The organism is Paenibacillus hebaui, from assembly GCF_051934385.1.
In the GTDB taxonomy this organism is placed as follows: Bacteria; Bacillota; Bacilli; order Paenibacillales; family Paenibacillaceae; genus Paenibacillus.
The window spans coordinates 7,167,033-7,183,447 of the sequence record NZ_CP196836.1 but is presented as its reverse complement, the minus strand read 5'-3'; the positions used below and the strand labels follow the sequence as shown (position 1 = coordinate 7,183,447).

Below are 16,415 nucleotides of genomic sequence, written 5' to 3'. Positions count from 1 at the left end.
AAAGAGGCTATGGATTTACTGCGAAAGGAGCCGCATATGGACGAGTGGATGGATAATTGGATGCTTATTGCTTTTGATTCTACCCAGCAGGCTTTACGGGCAGAAATGCTACTGGAATTTGCTGAGATTGAGATCGATCTATTCCCAACACCGAAAGAGATCACAGCGGGCTGTGCTCTATGTATACAGTTTCCAAAAGAAGATCTGGAGCGAGTGAAGCAGATTATTCGCAACGAGTTTGTAGAGATCCGGGGCCTCTATTTCAAAACTGAAGACAGCTATGATAACATACCCATGTAGAGGAGGTTGGCTTGATGTTGCCGTTTAAGTTTGCTGAAACGGGTGGTGGGACTGCGGAAGCGGCCGTAAGTGAAGCTATTCGTTGGACAGATCAAATATGGAACAAAGTCGCTGATGCAGATATGTGGTTCAATATCCTGTTCAGCTCTATCCGAATTCTTATTATTTTTATCATCACCCGAGTTGTGATTAAGATTGTATCCCGCATTATAGATCGCACCATGCAGAGGAAGCAGGAAGGCAGGATTCGAGTGAACCCGCGCAGGTTTTACACCGTGGGGGAACTGTTGAAAAATGCGACCTCTATAACATGTAATTTTATTATGATTCTGATACTGTTATCTGAGATCAATGTGGAAGTCGCGCCATTGTTAGCTAGTGCCGGCGTTCTTGGACTTGCTATTGGATTTGGCGCTCAAGGATTGGTGAAGGATGTTATTACCGGTTTCTTCATTATATTGGAGGACCAATTCGCTGTAGGAGATGTTATTCAGACAGGAACCTATAAAGGAACGGTAGAGATTATCGGACTAAGAACGACCAAATTGGTCAGTTGGCAGGGTGAGGTACACATCATTCCAAATGGTACAATTGCGAGTGTAACAAACTTCTCCATGTCCAATTCGCTTGCGGTTGTAGACATTCCGATGAAGGCTGAACAGAGCTTGGACGAGTCCGTTCATTTGGTGAAGCAGGCTCTGGTTGGGATTGAAGCACGTGATCTGAATATTGTTAAAGTTCCAGATGTGCTCGGCATCCAGTCGATGTCTACTTCGGAATATGTGGTTCGCATTGTAGCTGAGTGTATGCCAAACTCCCGGTCCTCTGTAGAGCGTCAGATTCAGGGTGATGTGAAGAAGTCACTGGAGTATCAGGATATGAGTAAACAGGCAGTGTTGGAGCAAGCAGCAGCTCAGGAGAAGGATGAGGGGGATGGCACAGGTGGAGCGTAAAAGTTTCCAACTCGGGGACATTGTACAGATGAAGAAACAGCATCCATGTGGAAGTAATGAAATGGAGATTATTCGGATGGGTATGGATATTCGGATCAAGTGTGTAGGGTGTAAACATAGTGTGTTGATTCCCAGAGCAAAGTTTGAGAAAAACATGAAAAAGGTACTGCGCTCAGCAGAGGATTCAACGGGCTCCTAAAGATATGGATTTTCCTTACACACTATTCATAATAACGTTTTCATTGTAGGCGCAGCTTAAGTATTGCGTTCTGTATATGATCATGCTATAATCATTAATGCTGCGGAAAGGTACCCAAGAGGCCCAAGGGGGCTGACTCGAAATCAGTTAGGCGTGTCAAAGCGTGCGTGGGTTCGAATCCCACCCTTTCCGCCACTTATAGCTCTTGGATAGATTAAATCGTAATTTGCTCAACGTGCGTTGAGTTCTATAAAAGTTAGAAAAGGGGCTGTCCCATAAGTCATAAAAATGGCTAGGGACAGCCCTGTTTTCCAAATTGTAAAACAAAAAGAAGCCTTTCCTTGGTAAAATGGAAGTGTCGAGCAACCATTTCTAAGGAGGGCTTCTTTTGTACATTCAATATACCATGGATCAACTTTTCTTGCCAATGGATTTGGAGACAGATATCCCCGAAAATCACCTCGTTCGTGTTGTGAATGACGCTGTCAATCGCCTGAGCGATTCCATTTTCAACTCGGCGTATCCTGGCGGGGGCCGCCATAGCTATCATCCCAAAATGCTCACCAAAATCATCATCTACGCCTACACCCAGCGCATCTATTCTTCCCGGAAAATCGCCAAGGCCGTTCGCGAAAATATCATGTTCATGTGGCTCGCTGCGCGGCAACAACCGGATTTTCGGACCATCAATCGCTTCCGTTCGGAGCGGATGAAAAAGGTGTTGGAAACCGTGTTTACCCATGTGCTGGAGTTGTTGGTTCAGGAGCAATACGTATCCTTGGAACACTACTTTCTGGACGGAACCAAGCTTGAAGCAAATGCGAATCGGTACACCTTCGTCTGGAAAAAGGCTGTCGTCAAGTACCAGGCCAAGTTGCAAGAAAAAGTACATACCCTGTTCCAAGCCATCGAAGCGGCTGAAGGTGAAGAAGATGCGCTCCACACGGGTACAGACCTTCCTGAGCTCGGTGAAGCTTCTGCGCTCACGGCAGAAAAGCTGGAAAAAGCCGTTAAGCAACTGGAGGAATCTTTACAAGAAAAACCGAAGAACAAAACATTAAAGAAAGCGGTACGCCAGTTGCGGAAGGACTTGCTACCGCGGCTGCAGAAGTATGAGCATCAGATCCAAACCGCTGGCGAGCGCAATAGTTACAGCAAAACCGATCCAGATGCGACGTTCATGCGAATGAAAGAAGACCATATGCGAAATGGTCAATTGAAGCCAGGGTACAATGTGCAGATCGGAACGGAAAACCAGTTTATTTTGGGCTACAGTGTACATCAACGGCCTACCGATACCAAATGTCTGAAGCCGCATCTGGAGCATGTGGAAGAAACGCTCGGTAGACGACCGAAAATCGTCATTGCCGATGCAGGATATGGAAGCGAAGAAAATTACAGCTATTTCGAAGAGCAAAACATCCAGGCAATCGTCAAATACGGGACGTACCACAAGGAGAAAACGAGAGCCTTTCAGCAAGCGATTGGCAAAGTGGATAACTGGAGCTACAACGAAACGGAAGATACATGGACCTGTGCGGCTGGGAAGACGTTACGTTTTCGGTACGAAAGCGAGACGTTCACGGAGAGTGGCTACACGATTCGAACACGCCATTATCGAAGTGCAGATTGTAGCGATTGTCCCCTCAAAACGAAATGCACCAAAGCCAAAGGCAATCGGGAGATCGCGATCAGTCTGACCTATATGCGGCAAAAAAACAACATGCGGGAACGACTGCGTAGCGAGGAAGGATACACCCTTTCGGTTCGGCGCATGACAGAGCCAGAAAGCGTGTTTGGACAAATCAAAAACAACCGGGCATTCCGAAAATTCCTGCTTCGCGGCTTGCAAAAAGTAAGCTTGGAGGTCGGGTGGCTTTGCCTCGCCCACAATCTGCTTAAAAAGGCCGCAATGACGGAAAAACGCAAAAGGGACAAAGCAGGATAAACCTCTGCTTCGTCCCTTTTGAACGTATGGGTGTTATTTCTTTTTGCCGATACGTTTTTTAAGGCTTTTGAGACAGCCCCTTTTTTTGTTTAGACTTTAGTCAGTGGAGTCCGTGAAACGCGCGAAACAAAAAACAAAGAGCCCCGAAGGGCTCTCCATTCAGCGGTGCATTCGGTTTGTTAGGAAACAATCGGTCGTAATGATCAGAAACCTGGCATACTGCTGACGCAATACTCGTGCTCAAAGACGAAGGGCCTTACACAACCAACGTGCTTCTTAAATTACGTGATGAATCTCCAACAGTGAATGTTCGGCTTCGTTGTCCAACGGAACCACACCTCTCTCCTGCACCGCTTAATTGTATTATGTGCATTATTTCTTTTTATATACATTGTTCTGATAAAAAGAACTGCGATTAGTGGACACGCGCTTTGGTCAGCTTCTTCCACTTCCGATTATGATTGCTTGTTTCAGGAAAGGATTCGCCCTTTTGCAGGGTTACCCGTTTCGGGTTGTTAATCTCCGTGTGGAAGCTATTCTCACCAACTTCAGTGTACTCACCATCGTTTGGAGCTTTGTCTCCTGGTTCAAACTCGGTCTTTTCGCCCATGATAAAACCTCCTTGGCATAGTGTCGTTTATTGTAGCTTCTATAGTGTGCTCCATTGGTGTTGTGATCATGTGCCAATAAAAACAGGGAACGTTTGCTTGCATTGAGGCTTGGTTTTTGTTATATTAATATAGTTCGAGTTTGTGCTCGATCCTTGCTCTCAACCTGGATTGAGGGCCAGAGTCCATAAGGAGGTGAAAATTATGCGCAAATATGAAGTGATGTACATTATTCGTCCTGACATTGAACAAGAAGCTGTTCAAGCTGCAGTCGATAAATTCCAAGGCATCATCTCCAACGGCGGTGGTGAAATTACTGCTCACGACGTTATGGGTAAACGCCGTCTTGCGTATGAGATCAAGAAATTCCGTGATGGTGTTTATGTTTTGGTACACTTCACTGCTGAACCAGCAGTTGTTACTGAACTTGAGCGTCTCATGAAGATTTCTGACGAAGTAATTCGTTATCTCATTACGAACGACGTTAAGTCTGCTTAAGACAACTCGTGATCAATGCACCAATACGCTCTGAAGGAGGGGATTACATTGTTGAACCGTGTCATTCTGATCGGCCGGTTAACCCGGGATCCTGAGTTGCGTTATACTCCAGCAGGAGTAGCAGTTACGCAATTTACTTTGGCAGTGGACAGACCGTTTACAAGCCAAGGGGGAGAGCGGGAAGCGGATTTTATTCCGGTCGTAACCTGGAGACAGCTTGCTGAAACTTGTGCAAACTATTTGCGCAAAGGACGCCTAGCTGCAGTCGAAGGACGCATTCAAGTACGGAACTACGAGAATAACGAAGGAAAACGTGTATACGTGACCGAAGTCATTGCCGATAACGTCCGTTTCTTGGAGTCAGCTAACCGTGATAACAACGGTGGTGGCGGTGGGCAACCAGTGCGTGAAGAGCCTTCTTATGGAGGCGGCGGGCGCGCGAACAATAACAATAATTCGCGTAGCAACAATCAGGATCCTTTTTCCGATGACGGAAAACCGATTGATATATCGGATGATGATTTGCCATTTTAACGTGAACTGATACTCTAACGAGTTGTTGGTTACACGATAGGAAAGGACTGAAAAGCATGGGCTTCAAGCAAAGAGAAGGCGGAGACAACGATAAAAGACCAGCACGTCGTGGCGGTCGTAATAAACGTCGTAAAGTGTGCTTCTTCACAGCTAACAAAATTACTCACATCGATTATAAAGATACGGACTTGCTTCGTAAATTTATCAGCGAACGCGGAAAAATTTTGCCACGCCGTGTAACAGGTACTAGCGCTAAATATCAACGCATGTTGACGATTGCCATCAAACGCTCCCGTCAAATCGCATTATTGCCATACACAACTGAGTAGTAATACTCAGCTTGGATACAAAAGCAGTCGGCTTATAGCCGGCTGCTTTTTTGCATATATTAATGGAATAAATGCTGTCATTCTGATGATTAGATCATAGTACGGTTGGAACGATAGGAGAGCAATTAAGGGCCAAATGTTTTATAATAGAGTTTATTCTATTGAAGCTTTCAGCAGCTTAAGTATATAAACCAATATAGGTCAAACATCAGGAGTGGGTATGAATACATCAAAACGCAAAGCTAAACAGCGACGCAAGAGTAGTCTGCGATTCTGGATTATGGCTACGTTGTTGCTCTCCATTATATATGTGTGGTTACAGCAAAAAGGAGATATCTATGAGGTGTGGCCCGGAAGCAACTTGCGGGAAAACGTACCCATTACCGTGCTTCACCCTATAGTAGCGGAAAGTGAAGAGTTACTGGTTCGAAAAGCAGCCAGAAGAGGCATAGAGGTTGTTATCACACATGGTTTCCGCAGTACAGAGGAACAAGATGCCTTGTTTAATCAGGGACGTTCAAGCGCTGGAAATATTGTTACCAATGCTCGTGGGGGAGAATCATATCATAATTATGGATTAGCCATTGATTTTGCACTACGGACTCCTGAAGGAGATGTAGTATGGGATATGGAACGGGATGACAACGGTAATGCAAAGGCGGATTGGATGGAAGTGGTTGAGCTTGCGAAAGAGTTAGGGTTTACCTGGGGTGGAGATTGGGCTAACTTCCCGGACTACCCCCACTTGCAGATGGATTTCGGGTTAAGTATCAACGAATTAAAGCGTGGTAAAAGACCACCGGAGGCTCAATAATTAAGCTATTATATATACATCTAATTGTATAAATATTAGATAAGCCCTGTACTTTGCAGGGCTTTTTGCATTCTTTTGTAAAATAAATGATAAAAGATGACAATTTGCTCTTTACATGAGCAAATAAATAAACCTATACTATATTAACTAGAAATTTTACTCCGTTTAGATCAACAACGAGGTTATACGTATAACCGTACAATCTAGTTAGAAAACAAGCATACTCTCAGATTTAAAACTTCTTAATACTTCACTCAAACATGACATAATAGTTATATATATATCTAAACACAACATTTAATTACACATAATGTGTTATATTAATGTTATATATTTGTCTATTGAAGCATTTGAATACCCAACCCTCACTTTAAAAAGAGCGCTTTCTTATCCGAAATCCTTTGATATTTACCTTTAAAGCTTAACTAATATCCAGAACTGTGTTATAAAAAACAATTATACCAAAAATCTCAAAATAAGCATTGACGTCACCTAAATTTACACGTATGATTACATTAATTATTATGTATTATAATCCCGCTAGGAATTATCGACATTAATTGACCAACGGTCTAAATGACAGTTCGGAAACGTGATTCTCCTAATGAATTGGTATTTTGTATAAACTTTCGTTCGTTATCTTCAAAAATATGGCATTATACAGTGGATGCATTCTTCTACACTTGAATACAGTCTGCGGAAATTTTGGGGTTAGGGTGATTGATTTGAATACAGAGCTATTGGAAGTCAGAAATCTAACTACATCATTCAGAATTGAAGATGACTATTATGCAGCAGTAGATCACGTTAATCTTACAGTTAAGAAAAATGAAGTGTTGGCTATTGTGGGAGAATCAGGATCTGGAAAGAGCGCATTCGCATTTTCGATCATGGGCTTGCATAACAAAGCCAAAATCGAAGGCGAGATTCTGTATAAAGGGCAGAATATAGCCAATATATCTCCTAATAAATTAAACAAGCTTCGCGGTAAAGAGATGGGAATGATTTTTCAAGACCCACTATCCGCATTAAATCCTCTGATGGTGATGGGTGAACAGATCGAAGAGATTCTGACACTACATCAACCCAAGCTATCTTCGAAAGAGAAGAAAAACAAAGTTATTGATTTGCTCAACCAAGTAGGAATCCCACGTCCCGAACATATTTACAAGCAGTATCCCCACGAACTATCGGGTGGTATGAGACAGAGAGTTGTTATCGCAATTGCGATTGCCAATAAACCTGAACTGCTGATCGCTGATGAACCAACGACTGCGCTCGACGTTACGATTCAACTGCAAATTCTGGAGCTTATTCGTGAATTGAAGAGTGAAATCAATGCAGGAATCATCCTGATTACACATGATCTGGGAGTCGTAGCCGAGATGGCTGATCGTGTGGCAGTGATGTATGCAGGCGAAATTGTTGAGATCGCTGATATCTATACTCTGATGACAGATGCCAAGCATCCATATACTCGTTCTCTATTAAACTCTATTCCTACCATTTCTGAAGAAAAATCAAAGCTACATGTCATTCAAGGTATTGTTCCATCATTAAAAAATCTTCCTCGCCAAGGGTGCCGATTCAAGGCCCGAATTCCATGGATAAATGATTCGGCTCACGAAGAAAACCCACAGATGCATGAAATTGCACCAGGCCACTTTGTACGGTGTACCTGTTACCAGCACTTTCATTTCCCTGATCAAGCTGAGGAGGAATAACATAATGGCATTACTCGAAGTAGAAGGACTCAAAATACACTTTCCGATTCGTGGAGGACTGATTAAGCGTGAAATTGGCAGTGTCAAAGCTGTTGACGATGTGAGCTTCTCCATTGAGCAGGGACAGACGTATGGTCTCGTTGGCGAGTCTGGTTCAGGCAAAACGACAACGGGCAGAGCCATTATCGGCCTGAACCATGTGACAGCTGGGAGAATTCTTTTCAATGGAAGAGATCTGGCTACAGAGAGGCGGAAAGATAGACAACTGCAGCGCGATGTGCAGATGATCTTCCAGGACCCGTACTCTTCACTGAATCCCAAGAAACGAGTTATCGACATCATTGCTGAACCTTTACGCAATTATGAGCATCTGACTGCTACGGAAGAGAAACGCCAAGTCAGAGATCTTTTGGAGAAGGTAGGGCTTAGTCCAGAGTCGATCTATAAGTATCCACATGAGTTTTCTGGAGGACAGCGACAGCGGATAGGTATCGCCCGTGCAATTGCACTGAAGCCAAAGCTGATCATCGCGGATGAACCGGTGTCTGCACTCGATGTATCTGTACAGGCTCAGGTGCTGAACTTCATGCAGGAAATTCAAAAGGAATTGAATCTGACCTATCTGTTTATCAGTCACGACCTCGGCATTATTCGCCATATGTGTGATCAGATTGGAATCATGTATAAAGGTCGATATGTGGAACAAGGCACAACGGATGATATTTTTGAGAATCCACAACATATCTATACCAAACGTCTTATTGCAGCCATTCCGGATATGGACCCAACCAAACGAGAGGAAATGGTAGCCTTCCGTCAGCAAGTCAAATCCGAGTATGAACATTCATACCGAAATTTCTTTGATGAGGAAGGGCTTGCATACTCGCTCAAATCCATTTCCGATACTCACCGAGTAGCTCTACCTCAGAAAGGTTGAAGTCCATATGTGGAAAACGATAGTACGCAGAATTATCATAATGATCCCTCAGATCTTTTTACTTAGCTTGTTGGTCTTTCTGATGGCCAAGGCGATGCCTGGGGATGCACTTACCGGTTTACTTGATCCGAGTGTTGATCCAAAAGCACTGGAGGAACAGCGTGAACGATTGGGATTAAACAATCCATGGTATGTCCAGTATTGGGATTGGATCAAAAATGCTGTACAAGGCGATTTCGGACAATCCTTCCGTTTTAAAATGCCGGTAGCTGATCTGATTGGTCAGCGCGTTGCCAATACGTTTTGGCTAGCACTGGCGACACTTGTCTTTACTTATCTAATTGCCATTCCACTTGGCATTATCAGCGGTCGTTACAACGACACCTGGTCTGATCGATTGATCACAGGCTACACCTACCTGGGCTTTGCAGCTCCGTTGTTTATCTTCGCCCTGGTGATGCTGTGGATTTTTGGATTCAATCTTGGCTGGTTCCCGACCGGAGGAAGTGTGGCGCCTGGACTTACTCCAGGTACATTCGATTACGTAGCCAGCAAATTCTATCATTTGTTATTACCGGCACTATCGATGGCGTTGATTACAACGGTATCAACCGTTCAATACTTGCGTAGTGAAATTATCGATATCAAACATAAGGAATTCGTTCTTACTGCGAGAGCCAAGGGCGCTTCGGAATCCCGGATCTACAACAGGCACATTTTAAGAAACTCGCTGTTGCCAATCGCCGCATTTTTCGGTTATGAGATTACGGGACTCATTGGAGGTACCATCTTCATTGAGAGCATATTCAGTTATCCAGGTATGGGACAGTTGTTCCTGAACTCCATTTCTCTTCGAGATTTCAGTGTAGTAACTGCACTCGTCCTGTTATATGGCATAGCTACAATCCTGGGATCGCTGCTGTCTGATATTATTCTGGGAATTGTTGATCCGCGTATTCGGATCAAGTAAGAACTTGAAGATTTCGGGGTGAAAATAAGATGAGCAAGGCCAAAGATGTCGTTATAACTTCACAGAAGATTGATAAAAGCCCCTCCAGCTTGAGTATTTTGTGGAGGGAGCTTGTCAGAGATAAGGTGGCACTAATCTCGCTCATATTTTTGGGACTGGTCATATTGCTGGTCTACGGTACTTCTTTGATCCTGGATCAAGCGGAAATTGTTAAGGTAGATTTGTTCGCCTTATATGAACCGCCTTCCGCACAATATTGGCTAGGGACTGATTACGGTGGTCGCGATGTATTCGGCCAACTGGTCATCGGTACGCGCAACTCTCTAACCATTGGTATTATTGTTACGTTAATGACTGGGGTTATAGGTATTTTGGTTGGACTGTTATCCGGTTACTTCGGTGGAATGATCGATAACCTGTTTATGCGCGTTGTTGATTTCTTTATGATTCTTCCGATGCTGATGATTGTAATTGCGTTTGTAACTGCAGTACCCAAATATAATATTATATCTTTCTCATTAATTATGACTGCTTTTCTCTGGATGGGAATTTCCAGGTTGATCCGCTCCAAAGCGCTGCAGGAACGGGAACTGGATTATGTAAAAGCTTCAAAAACATTGGGATCCTCCCATCTGAAGATCATGCTCACACAGGTACTTCCGAATCTGAGCTCCATTATCATCGTTACGATGACGTTAAACCTCGCTGCCAACATTGGCCTCGAATCCGGGCTGTCTTTCCTGGGATTTGGATTTCCCGAAAGTACACCCAGTCTTGGAACACTCGTAAGCTATGCTCGTAATCCGCAAACACTGGAATCCAGATGGTGGATATGGCTACCCGCATCGGTACTAATTCTGGTATTGATGTTGAGTATAAATAATGTCGGACAAGCCCTAAAGCGTGCGACTGATGCAAGACAAAGAAGAGGTTAAAAAAAGGGAGGAAAGGTTCATGAAAAAGGGAATTTTTTCAAGGGGACTATTTTTCACGATGATGCTGGTCTTTGTACTGGTGCTTGCGGCTTGCTCGGAAAAAGAGGCGACACCTGCGCCTGGGGCGAAACCAGGAGAGACAAAAACGGAAGAGAAGCCATCTAAAGAAGAGGGCGTTTACTCCATCGAAGACTTCAACAATGCCAAAACGAACGAAGGTACTGCAATTGAGGGTGGTTCCATCACATACGGACTTGTATCAGATACAGCCTTTGAAGGAACACTGAACTACAATTTTTATTCTGGCGCTCCAGATGCAGCAGTTTTGCAATGGTTTGATGAAGGCTTGCTGACTTGGGATAAAAACTATGTGTATACGAATGATGGTGCAGCAACATATGAGACATCGGAAGATGGCAAAACTTTTACCCTGACCATTCGTGATAATGTGAACTGGCATGATGGCAAACCGGTTACGGCTGAAGATTTGCAATTTGCTTATGAAATGATTGGTAGTAAGGGTTATGACGGCCCTCGCTACGATTCGAGTTTCACAAGTGTAGTCGGTATGGATGAATATCATGCTGGAAAAGCAAAAACAATCTCTGGAATCAAGGTTCTCAGTGATAAACAAATTAGCATCACGTACAAGGAGTCTACTCCTTCCCTGTTGACAGGTGGCGTATGGACATATCCACTGGCTAAACATATCTTCGGTGATATGGATGTAGCGAAAATGTCTTCTTCCAAAGAAGTACGCGAGAAACCAATTGGTTTTGGTCCATTTAAAGTGGAAACGATCACTCCAGGTGAGTCCGTAACCTACGTTAAAAACGAAGACTACTGGCGTGGAGCTCCAAAACTGGACAAAGTGACTCTGAAAGTTATCAACCCAACAACGGTTGTTCAAGAACTGAAGTCGGGTAGCGTAGACCTTGTGGATTCGTTCCCGACAGATCAATATAAAGACAATGCCAATATGTCCAATGTGGAATTCCTGGGAGTAATCGATCGTGCCTATACGTACGTCGGTTTCAAACTTGGAACATGGGATGCGGAAAATGGAAAAGTTGTAACGAATCCTGAAGCAAAAATGGCAGACAAAAACCTGCGTAAAGCGATGTGGATGGCTGTAGATAATGACCAGGTAGGTAAACGTTTCTACAACGGTTTGCGCTGGAATGCAACAACACTGATTCCACCGTCTCATCCAGAATTCCATGATTCCAGCAATCCGGGCGTAAAATATGATCCTGAAGCAGCGAAAAAATTGCTGGACGAAGCAGGATATAAACTGGATGGTGAGTTCCGCACAAAACCGGATGGATCACCACTTGAGATCAATTTTGCTTCCATGACAGGGAGTGATATTGCTGAACCATTAGCACGTTATTATGTTCAATCTTGGGCAGCGATTGGTTTGAAAGTAAATTTGGAAATGGTTGAATTCAACAGTTTCTATGACCGTGTAGGTAACAATGGTAAAGATGATCCCACCCTTGATATGTATCAAGCAGCATGGACGGTTGGTATCGATGTAGATCCGGCCGGTCTGTATGGTCGTGATGCGCTGTATAACTTCTCCAGATTCTCCAGTGAAGAAAATGACAAATTGCTTGCACAAGGTGTATCTGCCGAAGCGTTTGACGTAGACAAACGTAAAGAGATCTATAAGCAATGGCAGCAGTACATGGTTGATGAAGTTCCTGTATTCCCGACATTGTACCGTGCAGAGGTAGTGCCAGTTAACAAACGAGTCATGAACTTTGCGATTGGTGATGGAACAGGCGTTTACTTGAGCGACTTGGCTGTTAATGCAGATAAAGCTATGGTAGCAGAGTAATTGAGTATAGCAACAATAAGGATTGGGGTCCTTTAACGAATTCGGTTGCTAGATTTCATTGTAAAGATTATTCTAGGTCATGATAGAAAAGTCTCTAAAAACATGGATTCTGTACACTCTGGCATGGGTGTATCGGGTCCATGTTTTTTTGGTAACAAAAAAATAAAAAAAGTTAACTTTTTTTATAAAATTTGCAGACAAAATGCCTCTTTACTTCGTCTATATCTATAAGAGGTGATTTCCGTATGAAAAGATGGTGGAAACGGGCAGGTATGCTGCTGGCTCTACTTGTCATTATATATTTGGGTTTGAAGCCTGACATGTTGGTAGGTAAACCGGGGATTAAAGCTGAATCAGCGGTATTAATGGATATGAACTCAGAGCAAATCCTTGTCAATGTTAATGGTTCGGAGGAGGTTGCTCCTGCAGGCATCAGCAAGTTGATGACAGAGCTGCTCGTGATAGATGCAGTTATCAACGGGGAGGTGCGTTGGGATGATCCCGTCCATATTAGCCTATATGCCAGTTCAGTAGGTGGCAGCCATCTGGATTTTAAAGAAGGTGAGCAATTCACTGTACAGGAGCTATTTCAGATTGTAGCCGTCTATTCAGCGAATGACGCAGCTGTGGCTCTGGCCGAACATATTAGTGGAACAGAGCAGTCTTTTGTGCAAAAAATGAATCAGAAGGCTGCTCAGATTGGGCTGTCTGAAGGGACGCTTTTTACCAATTCAACCGGCTTAAGTGAAAAACTACTCGGGCCTAATCGTCCGAAGGAAATACAAGGGCAGACAGTAATGACTGCTGTAGATGCATGCAAGCTTGCCCGATACCTGGTATATAACCACCCCGAGATATTGAGAGTCTCCAGTCAAATGCAGGTATCGATGCATCAAAAAGGAATGTATATGAGCAACACGAACTGGATGCTGTCCTCCATCGGTGGACCGTATGCCTACGATGGGAATGATGGATTAAAAACGGGGTATGATGAGGATTCTGGATATCATTATGTTGGGACAGCTGAACGGGACGGCAAGCGATTAATTTCAGTTGTATTTGGGACAGATAGCCGTGAAGGACGTTTTATCGAGACACGCAAACTTTTTAATTATGGATTCTCGGGTTCGAAGTAGGTGCAGATATAGCACAACCACGACCCATCTCGCTGTTAACTCAGAGTTAATCATGGTAAAATAATTTACGGATAATCCCAAATTATTATGCAATTCACTTAAAGGGGGAAATGATTTGAACGCAATTAGCAAAAAGATATACGCTCTTACGCTTATTATGGCAATGTCGATCGCACTAATTCAACCGGCAGTACAAGCGGCGGAAGCAGTGAAGCCTACGGCGACAGTCGCAGAAACAATCGCTTCGAAGGCAACACAGACATTACAGCAACTGGGATACATAGATGGCAATTCTGATGGGATGACAGAGTCAACGGCGCCAATTACGCGCGCTCAGGCAGCCATCATTCTGCAACGTGTTCTTAAACTTGATGCACCTGCGGTCCTCACAGGTTTTGCAGATGTTTTACCAGAGAATGAAGCTGCGCCTGCCATCTATGCACTGAAGCAGCGTGGACTTATTCAAGGTAAAGCTAAAGGCTACGCGCCGGATGCCCCACTTACACGGGCACAGATGGCATCGCTATTCACTCGTGCATTTGAACTGAAGGATAACGGAATTCAGGTGGTGTACAGTGACGCGGATCAGATTCCCGCGGTGCACGCGAATGACGCTGTTCGGGTTAAACAGCATTTTATTATCGAAGGTAGCGCGTTTAATGCCAAACATTCCGTAACTCAGGGTGAATTCGCCGATGCGCTGTATCTGGCTCTTGGACTCGATGTGCAGTCAGAAGGTCTCACACCTCTGGAGGACTTCTTCAAACAGCCTGCTCAAGCAGGATTCCAATTGTCTCCAGATGGTAAACATCTGGCGTACATGGAGCCTTGGAACAACCGAATGAATGTTGTGGTGAAAGAGAATGGTCAGGACAAGCCGGTTCGAATTACGAGTGAGACAGAACGGAGTATCACAGGATTCGTATGGGCAACCAATGACAAGCTACTGTATGTAAAAGATGAAGCAGGGGATGAGAACTATCATATTTATGTAACGGATATCGATGGTAAGAATAGCAAGGATCTGACTCCGTATCCGAATACAAGAGCAATCCTGGTAGATTCACTGGAGAATATCCCGGATGAAATCCTGGTGGGTATGAACAAGCGTGATCCGCGGACCTTCGATGTGTACCGTATTAACATCAAGACAGGAGAGGCTGTGCTTGCCGCAGAGAACCCGGGCAATATTACGGGCTGGCTGACGGATCACGAAGGCAAAATCCGTGTTGCCGTATCCAGTGATGGTAATGTGTCTTCGTTGATGTACCGTGATTCTGAGGATCAGAAGTTTGAGCCTTTGCTGACAACGAAACTTGGGGAGACTTTTACTCCAGTCATGTTCTCGTATGACAACAAAAACATCTATGCTGTGTCCAACCTTGAGCGGGACAAAACGGCCATTGTAGAATACAGCCCAAGCAGCAAGAAAGTAACCAGAACAATCTATGAAAATAAAGACGTGGATGTAAGCAGCTTCGTGCCTTCCAAAGAAAAAGGGACGATTCTTGCAGCTGTCTACGAGACGGACAAAGTAAACTACGAATTTTTTGATAATGACTTCAAAAAATTGATGCAGGATATCAAGGCGAAAGTGCCAGGCAAGGAAGTTAGCATGACCCACATGAGTAATGAAGGCCAGGTGATGTTTGTAGCCTACAGTGACAAAACGATGGGAACATACTACTTCTACGATTCCAAAACCGGCAAGCTCGACAAGCTGGCTGACGCCGCACCTTGGATTGATGAAAGCAAAATGTCTGATGTGAAGCCCATTACGTACAAATCGCGCGACGGCTTAACTCTTCATGGTTACCTGACATTGCCCAAAGGCGCTGAGGCTTCCTCATTGCCACTGGTTGTTGTTCCACATGGTGGTCCTTGGGCCCGTGATTCTTGGGGCTTCAATCCGGAAAATCAGTTCCTTGCAAGTCGCGGTTATGCGGTATTACAGGTGAATTTCCGTGGCTCTACCGGGTACGGCAAGGAATTCCTGGATGCCGGGAATAAAGAGTGGGGTAAAGCCATGCAGGACGATCTCACAGACGGCGTGAACTGGCTGGTTAAAGAGGGAACGGTTGATCCGAAGCGTGTAGCCATTTATGGTGGATCTTACGGTGGATATGCTGCACTGGCAGGATTAGCTTTCACACCGGATGTCTATGCCGCAGGCATTAGCTACGTTGGCCCGTCCAATCTGTTCACTCTGCTGGATTCGCTGCCCCCTTACTGGGAGTCGGGGCGTAACATGTTCTATGAGCGCATGGGTGATCCGGTGAAAGACAAGGAGCTGCTGACAGCTGTATCCCCGCTATTCCATATTGATCAGATGAAAGCTCCATTGTTCGTGGTTCAAGGTGCCAATGATCCGCGTGTTAAACAAGCTGAGTCCGATCAGATTGTTGAAGCATTGCGTAAACGCGGAGTGGATGTCCCGTATATGTTAAAAGCCAATGAAGGACATGGCTTCGCCAATGTTGAAAATCAGCTTGATCTGTACCGGGCAATTGAGAAATTCCTGAATCGCCATCTGATGCAACAGTAAGAGTTGAGGTCAAATGAAGGCTGTCCCCTAGGTTCTGTTGAACCTGGGGGCAGTTTTATTTTTGCTTTAAGACAGGGATAAATATATTCAGGTAATCATACTAATGAATTGACATATGGATTTGAATTGTTTTAAAATGACC

At 44.3% G+C, this 16,415-nt stretch carries 16 protein-coding genes and 1 tRNA gene; 16 read left to right on the top strand and 1 reads right to left on the bottom strand.

The genetic code is table 11. The features are described 5' to 3' along the window. Positions 1 to 48: 48 nt before the first annotated feature. From ACR32F_RS32305 to ACR32F_RS32285, 5 genes are all read left to right on the top strand, one after another. Entirely contained in the window at positions 49 to 300 is a 252-nt protein-coding gene (locus ACR32F_RS32305; protein WP_440120080.1) for a DUF3343 domain-containing protein, read from the top strand. Between the two features lie 14 nt (positions 301 to 314). Continuing rightward, positions 315 to 1,253, top strand: a complete 939-nt coding sequence (locus ACR32F_RS32300) for a mechanosensitive ion channel family protein (protein WP_440114986.1) — start codon at positions 315 to 317, stop codon at positions 1,251 to 1,253. Then, positions 1,243 to 1,452, top strand: coding sequence for a DUF951 domain-containing protein (locus ACR32F_RS32295; RefSeq protein WP_440114984.1), 210 nt, complete (start codon positions 1,243 to 1,245; stop codon positions 1,450 to 1,452). The genes ACR32F_RS32300 and ACR32F_RS32295 overlap by 11 nt, the downstream gene beginning before the upstream one ends. 104 nt (positions 1,453 to 1,556) lie before the next feature. Next, positions 1,557 to 1,647: transfer RNA gene (locus ACR32F_RS32290), tRNA-Ser, on the top strand. A gap of 193 nt (positions 1,648 to 1,840) precedes the next feature. Then, positions 1,841 to 3,400 carry an IS1182 family transposase gene (locus ACR32F_RS32285; RefSeq protein ID WP_440114982.1) on the top strand — a complete coding sequence of 520 codons (1,560 nt, stop codon included), beginning with the start codon at positions 1,841 to 1,843 and terminating at the stop codon, positions 3,398 to 3,400. Positions 3,401 to 3,815: 415 nt separating this feature from the next. On the opposite strand, the gene ACR32F_RS32280 is transcribed toward ACR32F_RS32285, so the two are convergent. Next, complete coding sequence (locus ACR32F_RS32280; protein WP_440114980.1) at positions 3,816 to 4,010, bottom strand: YjzC family protein; 195 nt, start codon at positions 4,008 to 4,010, stop codon at positions 3,816 to 3,818. A 202-nt stretch (positions 4,011 to 4,212) separates the two neighbouring features. Here ACR32F_RS32280 and rpsF point away from each other — a divergent pair, with 202 nt between their 5' ends. The 11 genes from rpsF (at position 4,213) to ACR32F_RS32225 (ending at position 16,273) form a co-directional block, all read left to right on the top strand. Beyond that, a complete protein-coding gene (rpsF, locus tag ACR32F_RS32275; protein WP_440114978.1) occupies positions 4,213 to 4,506 on the top strand; it encodes a 30S ribosomal protein S6 in 294 nt (97 codons plus the stop codon). A gap of 48 nt (positions 4,507 to 4,554) precedes the next feature. Next, complete coding sequence (gene ssb / locus ACR32F_RS32270) at positions 4,555 to 5,040, top strand: single-stranded DNA-binding protein (RefSeq protein ID WP_440114976.1); 486 nt, start codon at positions 4,555 to 4,557, stop codon at positions 5,038 to 5,040. A 56-nt stretch (positions 5,041 to 5,096) separates the two neighbouring features. Then, the gene (gene rpsR / locus ACR32F_RS32265) at positions 5,097 to 5,369 is read left to right on the top strand and encodes a 30S ribosomal protein S18 (protein ID WP_017691433.1); all 273 of its coding nucleotides are present in this window, start codon (positions 5,097 to 5,099) and stop codon (positions 5,367 to 5,369) included. 220 nt (positions 5,370 to 5,589) lie between these two features. Continuing rightward, entirely contained in the window at positions 5,590 to 6,183 is a 594-nt protein-coding gene (locus ACR32F_RS32260) for a M15 family metallopeptidase (protein ID WP_440114973.1), read from the top strand. Positions 6,184 to 6,908: 725 nt separating this feature from the next. Then, positions 6,909 to 7,907, top strand: a complete 999-nt coding sequence (locus tag ACR32F_RS32255) for an ABC transporter ATP-binding protein (protein ID WP_440114971.1) — start codon at positions 6,909 to 6,911, stop codon at positions 7,905 to 7,907. Positions 7,908 to 7,911: 4 nt separating this feature from the next. Then, on the top strand, positions 7,912 to 8,844 hold the full coding sequence (locus ACR32F_RS32250; protein ID WP_440114969.1) for an ABC transporter ATP-binding protein: 933 nt from the start codon (positions 7,912 to 7,914) through the stop codon (positions 8,842 to 8,844). Positions 8,845 to 8,851: 7 nt separating this feature from the next. Then, positions 8,852 to 9,814, top strand: a complete 963-nt coding sequence (gene opp4B, locus ACR32F_RS32245; RefSeq protein WP_440114967.1) for an oligopeptide ABC transporter permease — start codon at positions 8,852 to 8,854, stop codon at positions 9,812 to 9,814. A gap of 29 nt (positions 9,815 to 9,843) precedes the next feature. Then, the gene (locus ACR32F_RS32240; protein WP_440114965.1) at positions 9,844 to 10,749 is read left to right on the top strand and encodes an ABC transporter permease; all 906 of its coding nucleotides are present in this window, start codon (positions 9,844 to 9,846) and stop codon (positions 10,747 to 10,749) included. A gap of 19 nt (positions 10,750 to 10,768) precedes the next feature. Continuing rightward, complete coding sequence (locus ACR32F_RS32235; protein ID WP_440114963.1) at positions 10,769 to 12,592, top strand: oligopeptide ABC transporter substrate-binding protein; 1,824 nt, start codon at positions 10,769 to 10,771, stop codon at positions 12,590 to 12,592. A 245-nt stretch (positions 12,593 to 12,837) separates the two neighbouring features. Continuing rightward, on the top strand, positions 12,838 to 13,728 hold the full coding sequence (locus ACR32F_RS32230; RefSeq protein ID WP_440114961.1) for a D-alanyl-D-alanine carboxypeptidase family protein: 891 nt from the start codon (positions 12,838 to 12,840) through the stop codon (positions 13,726 to 13,728). Positions 13,729 to 13,843: 115 nt separating this feature from the next. Next, the gene (locus ACR32F_RS32225; RefSeq protein WP_440114959.1) at positions 13,844 to 16,273 is read left to right on the top strand and encodes a S9 family peptidase; all 2,430 of its coding nucleotides are present in this window, start codon (positions 13,844 to 13,846) and stop codon (positions 16,271 to 16,273) included. The last annotated feature ends 142 nt before the right edge of the window (positions 16,274 to 16,415 follow it).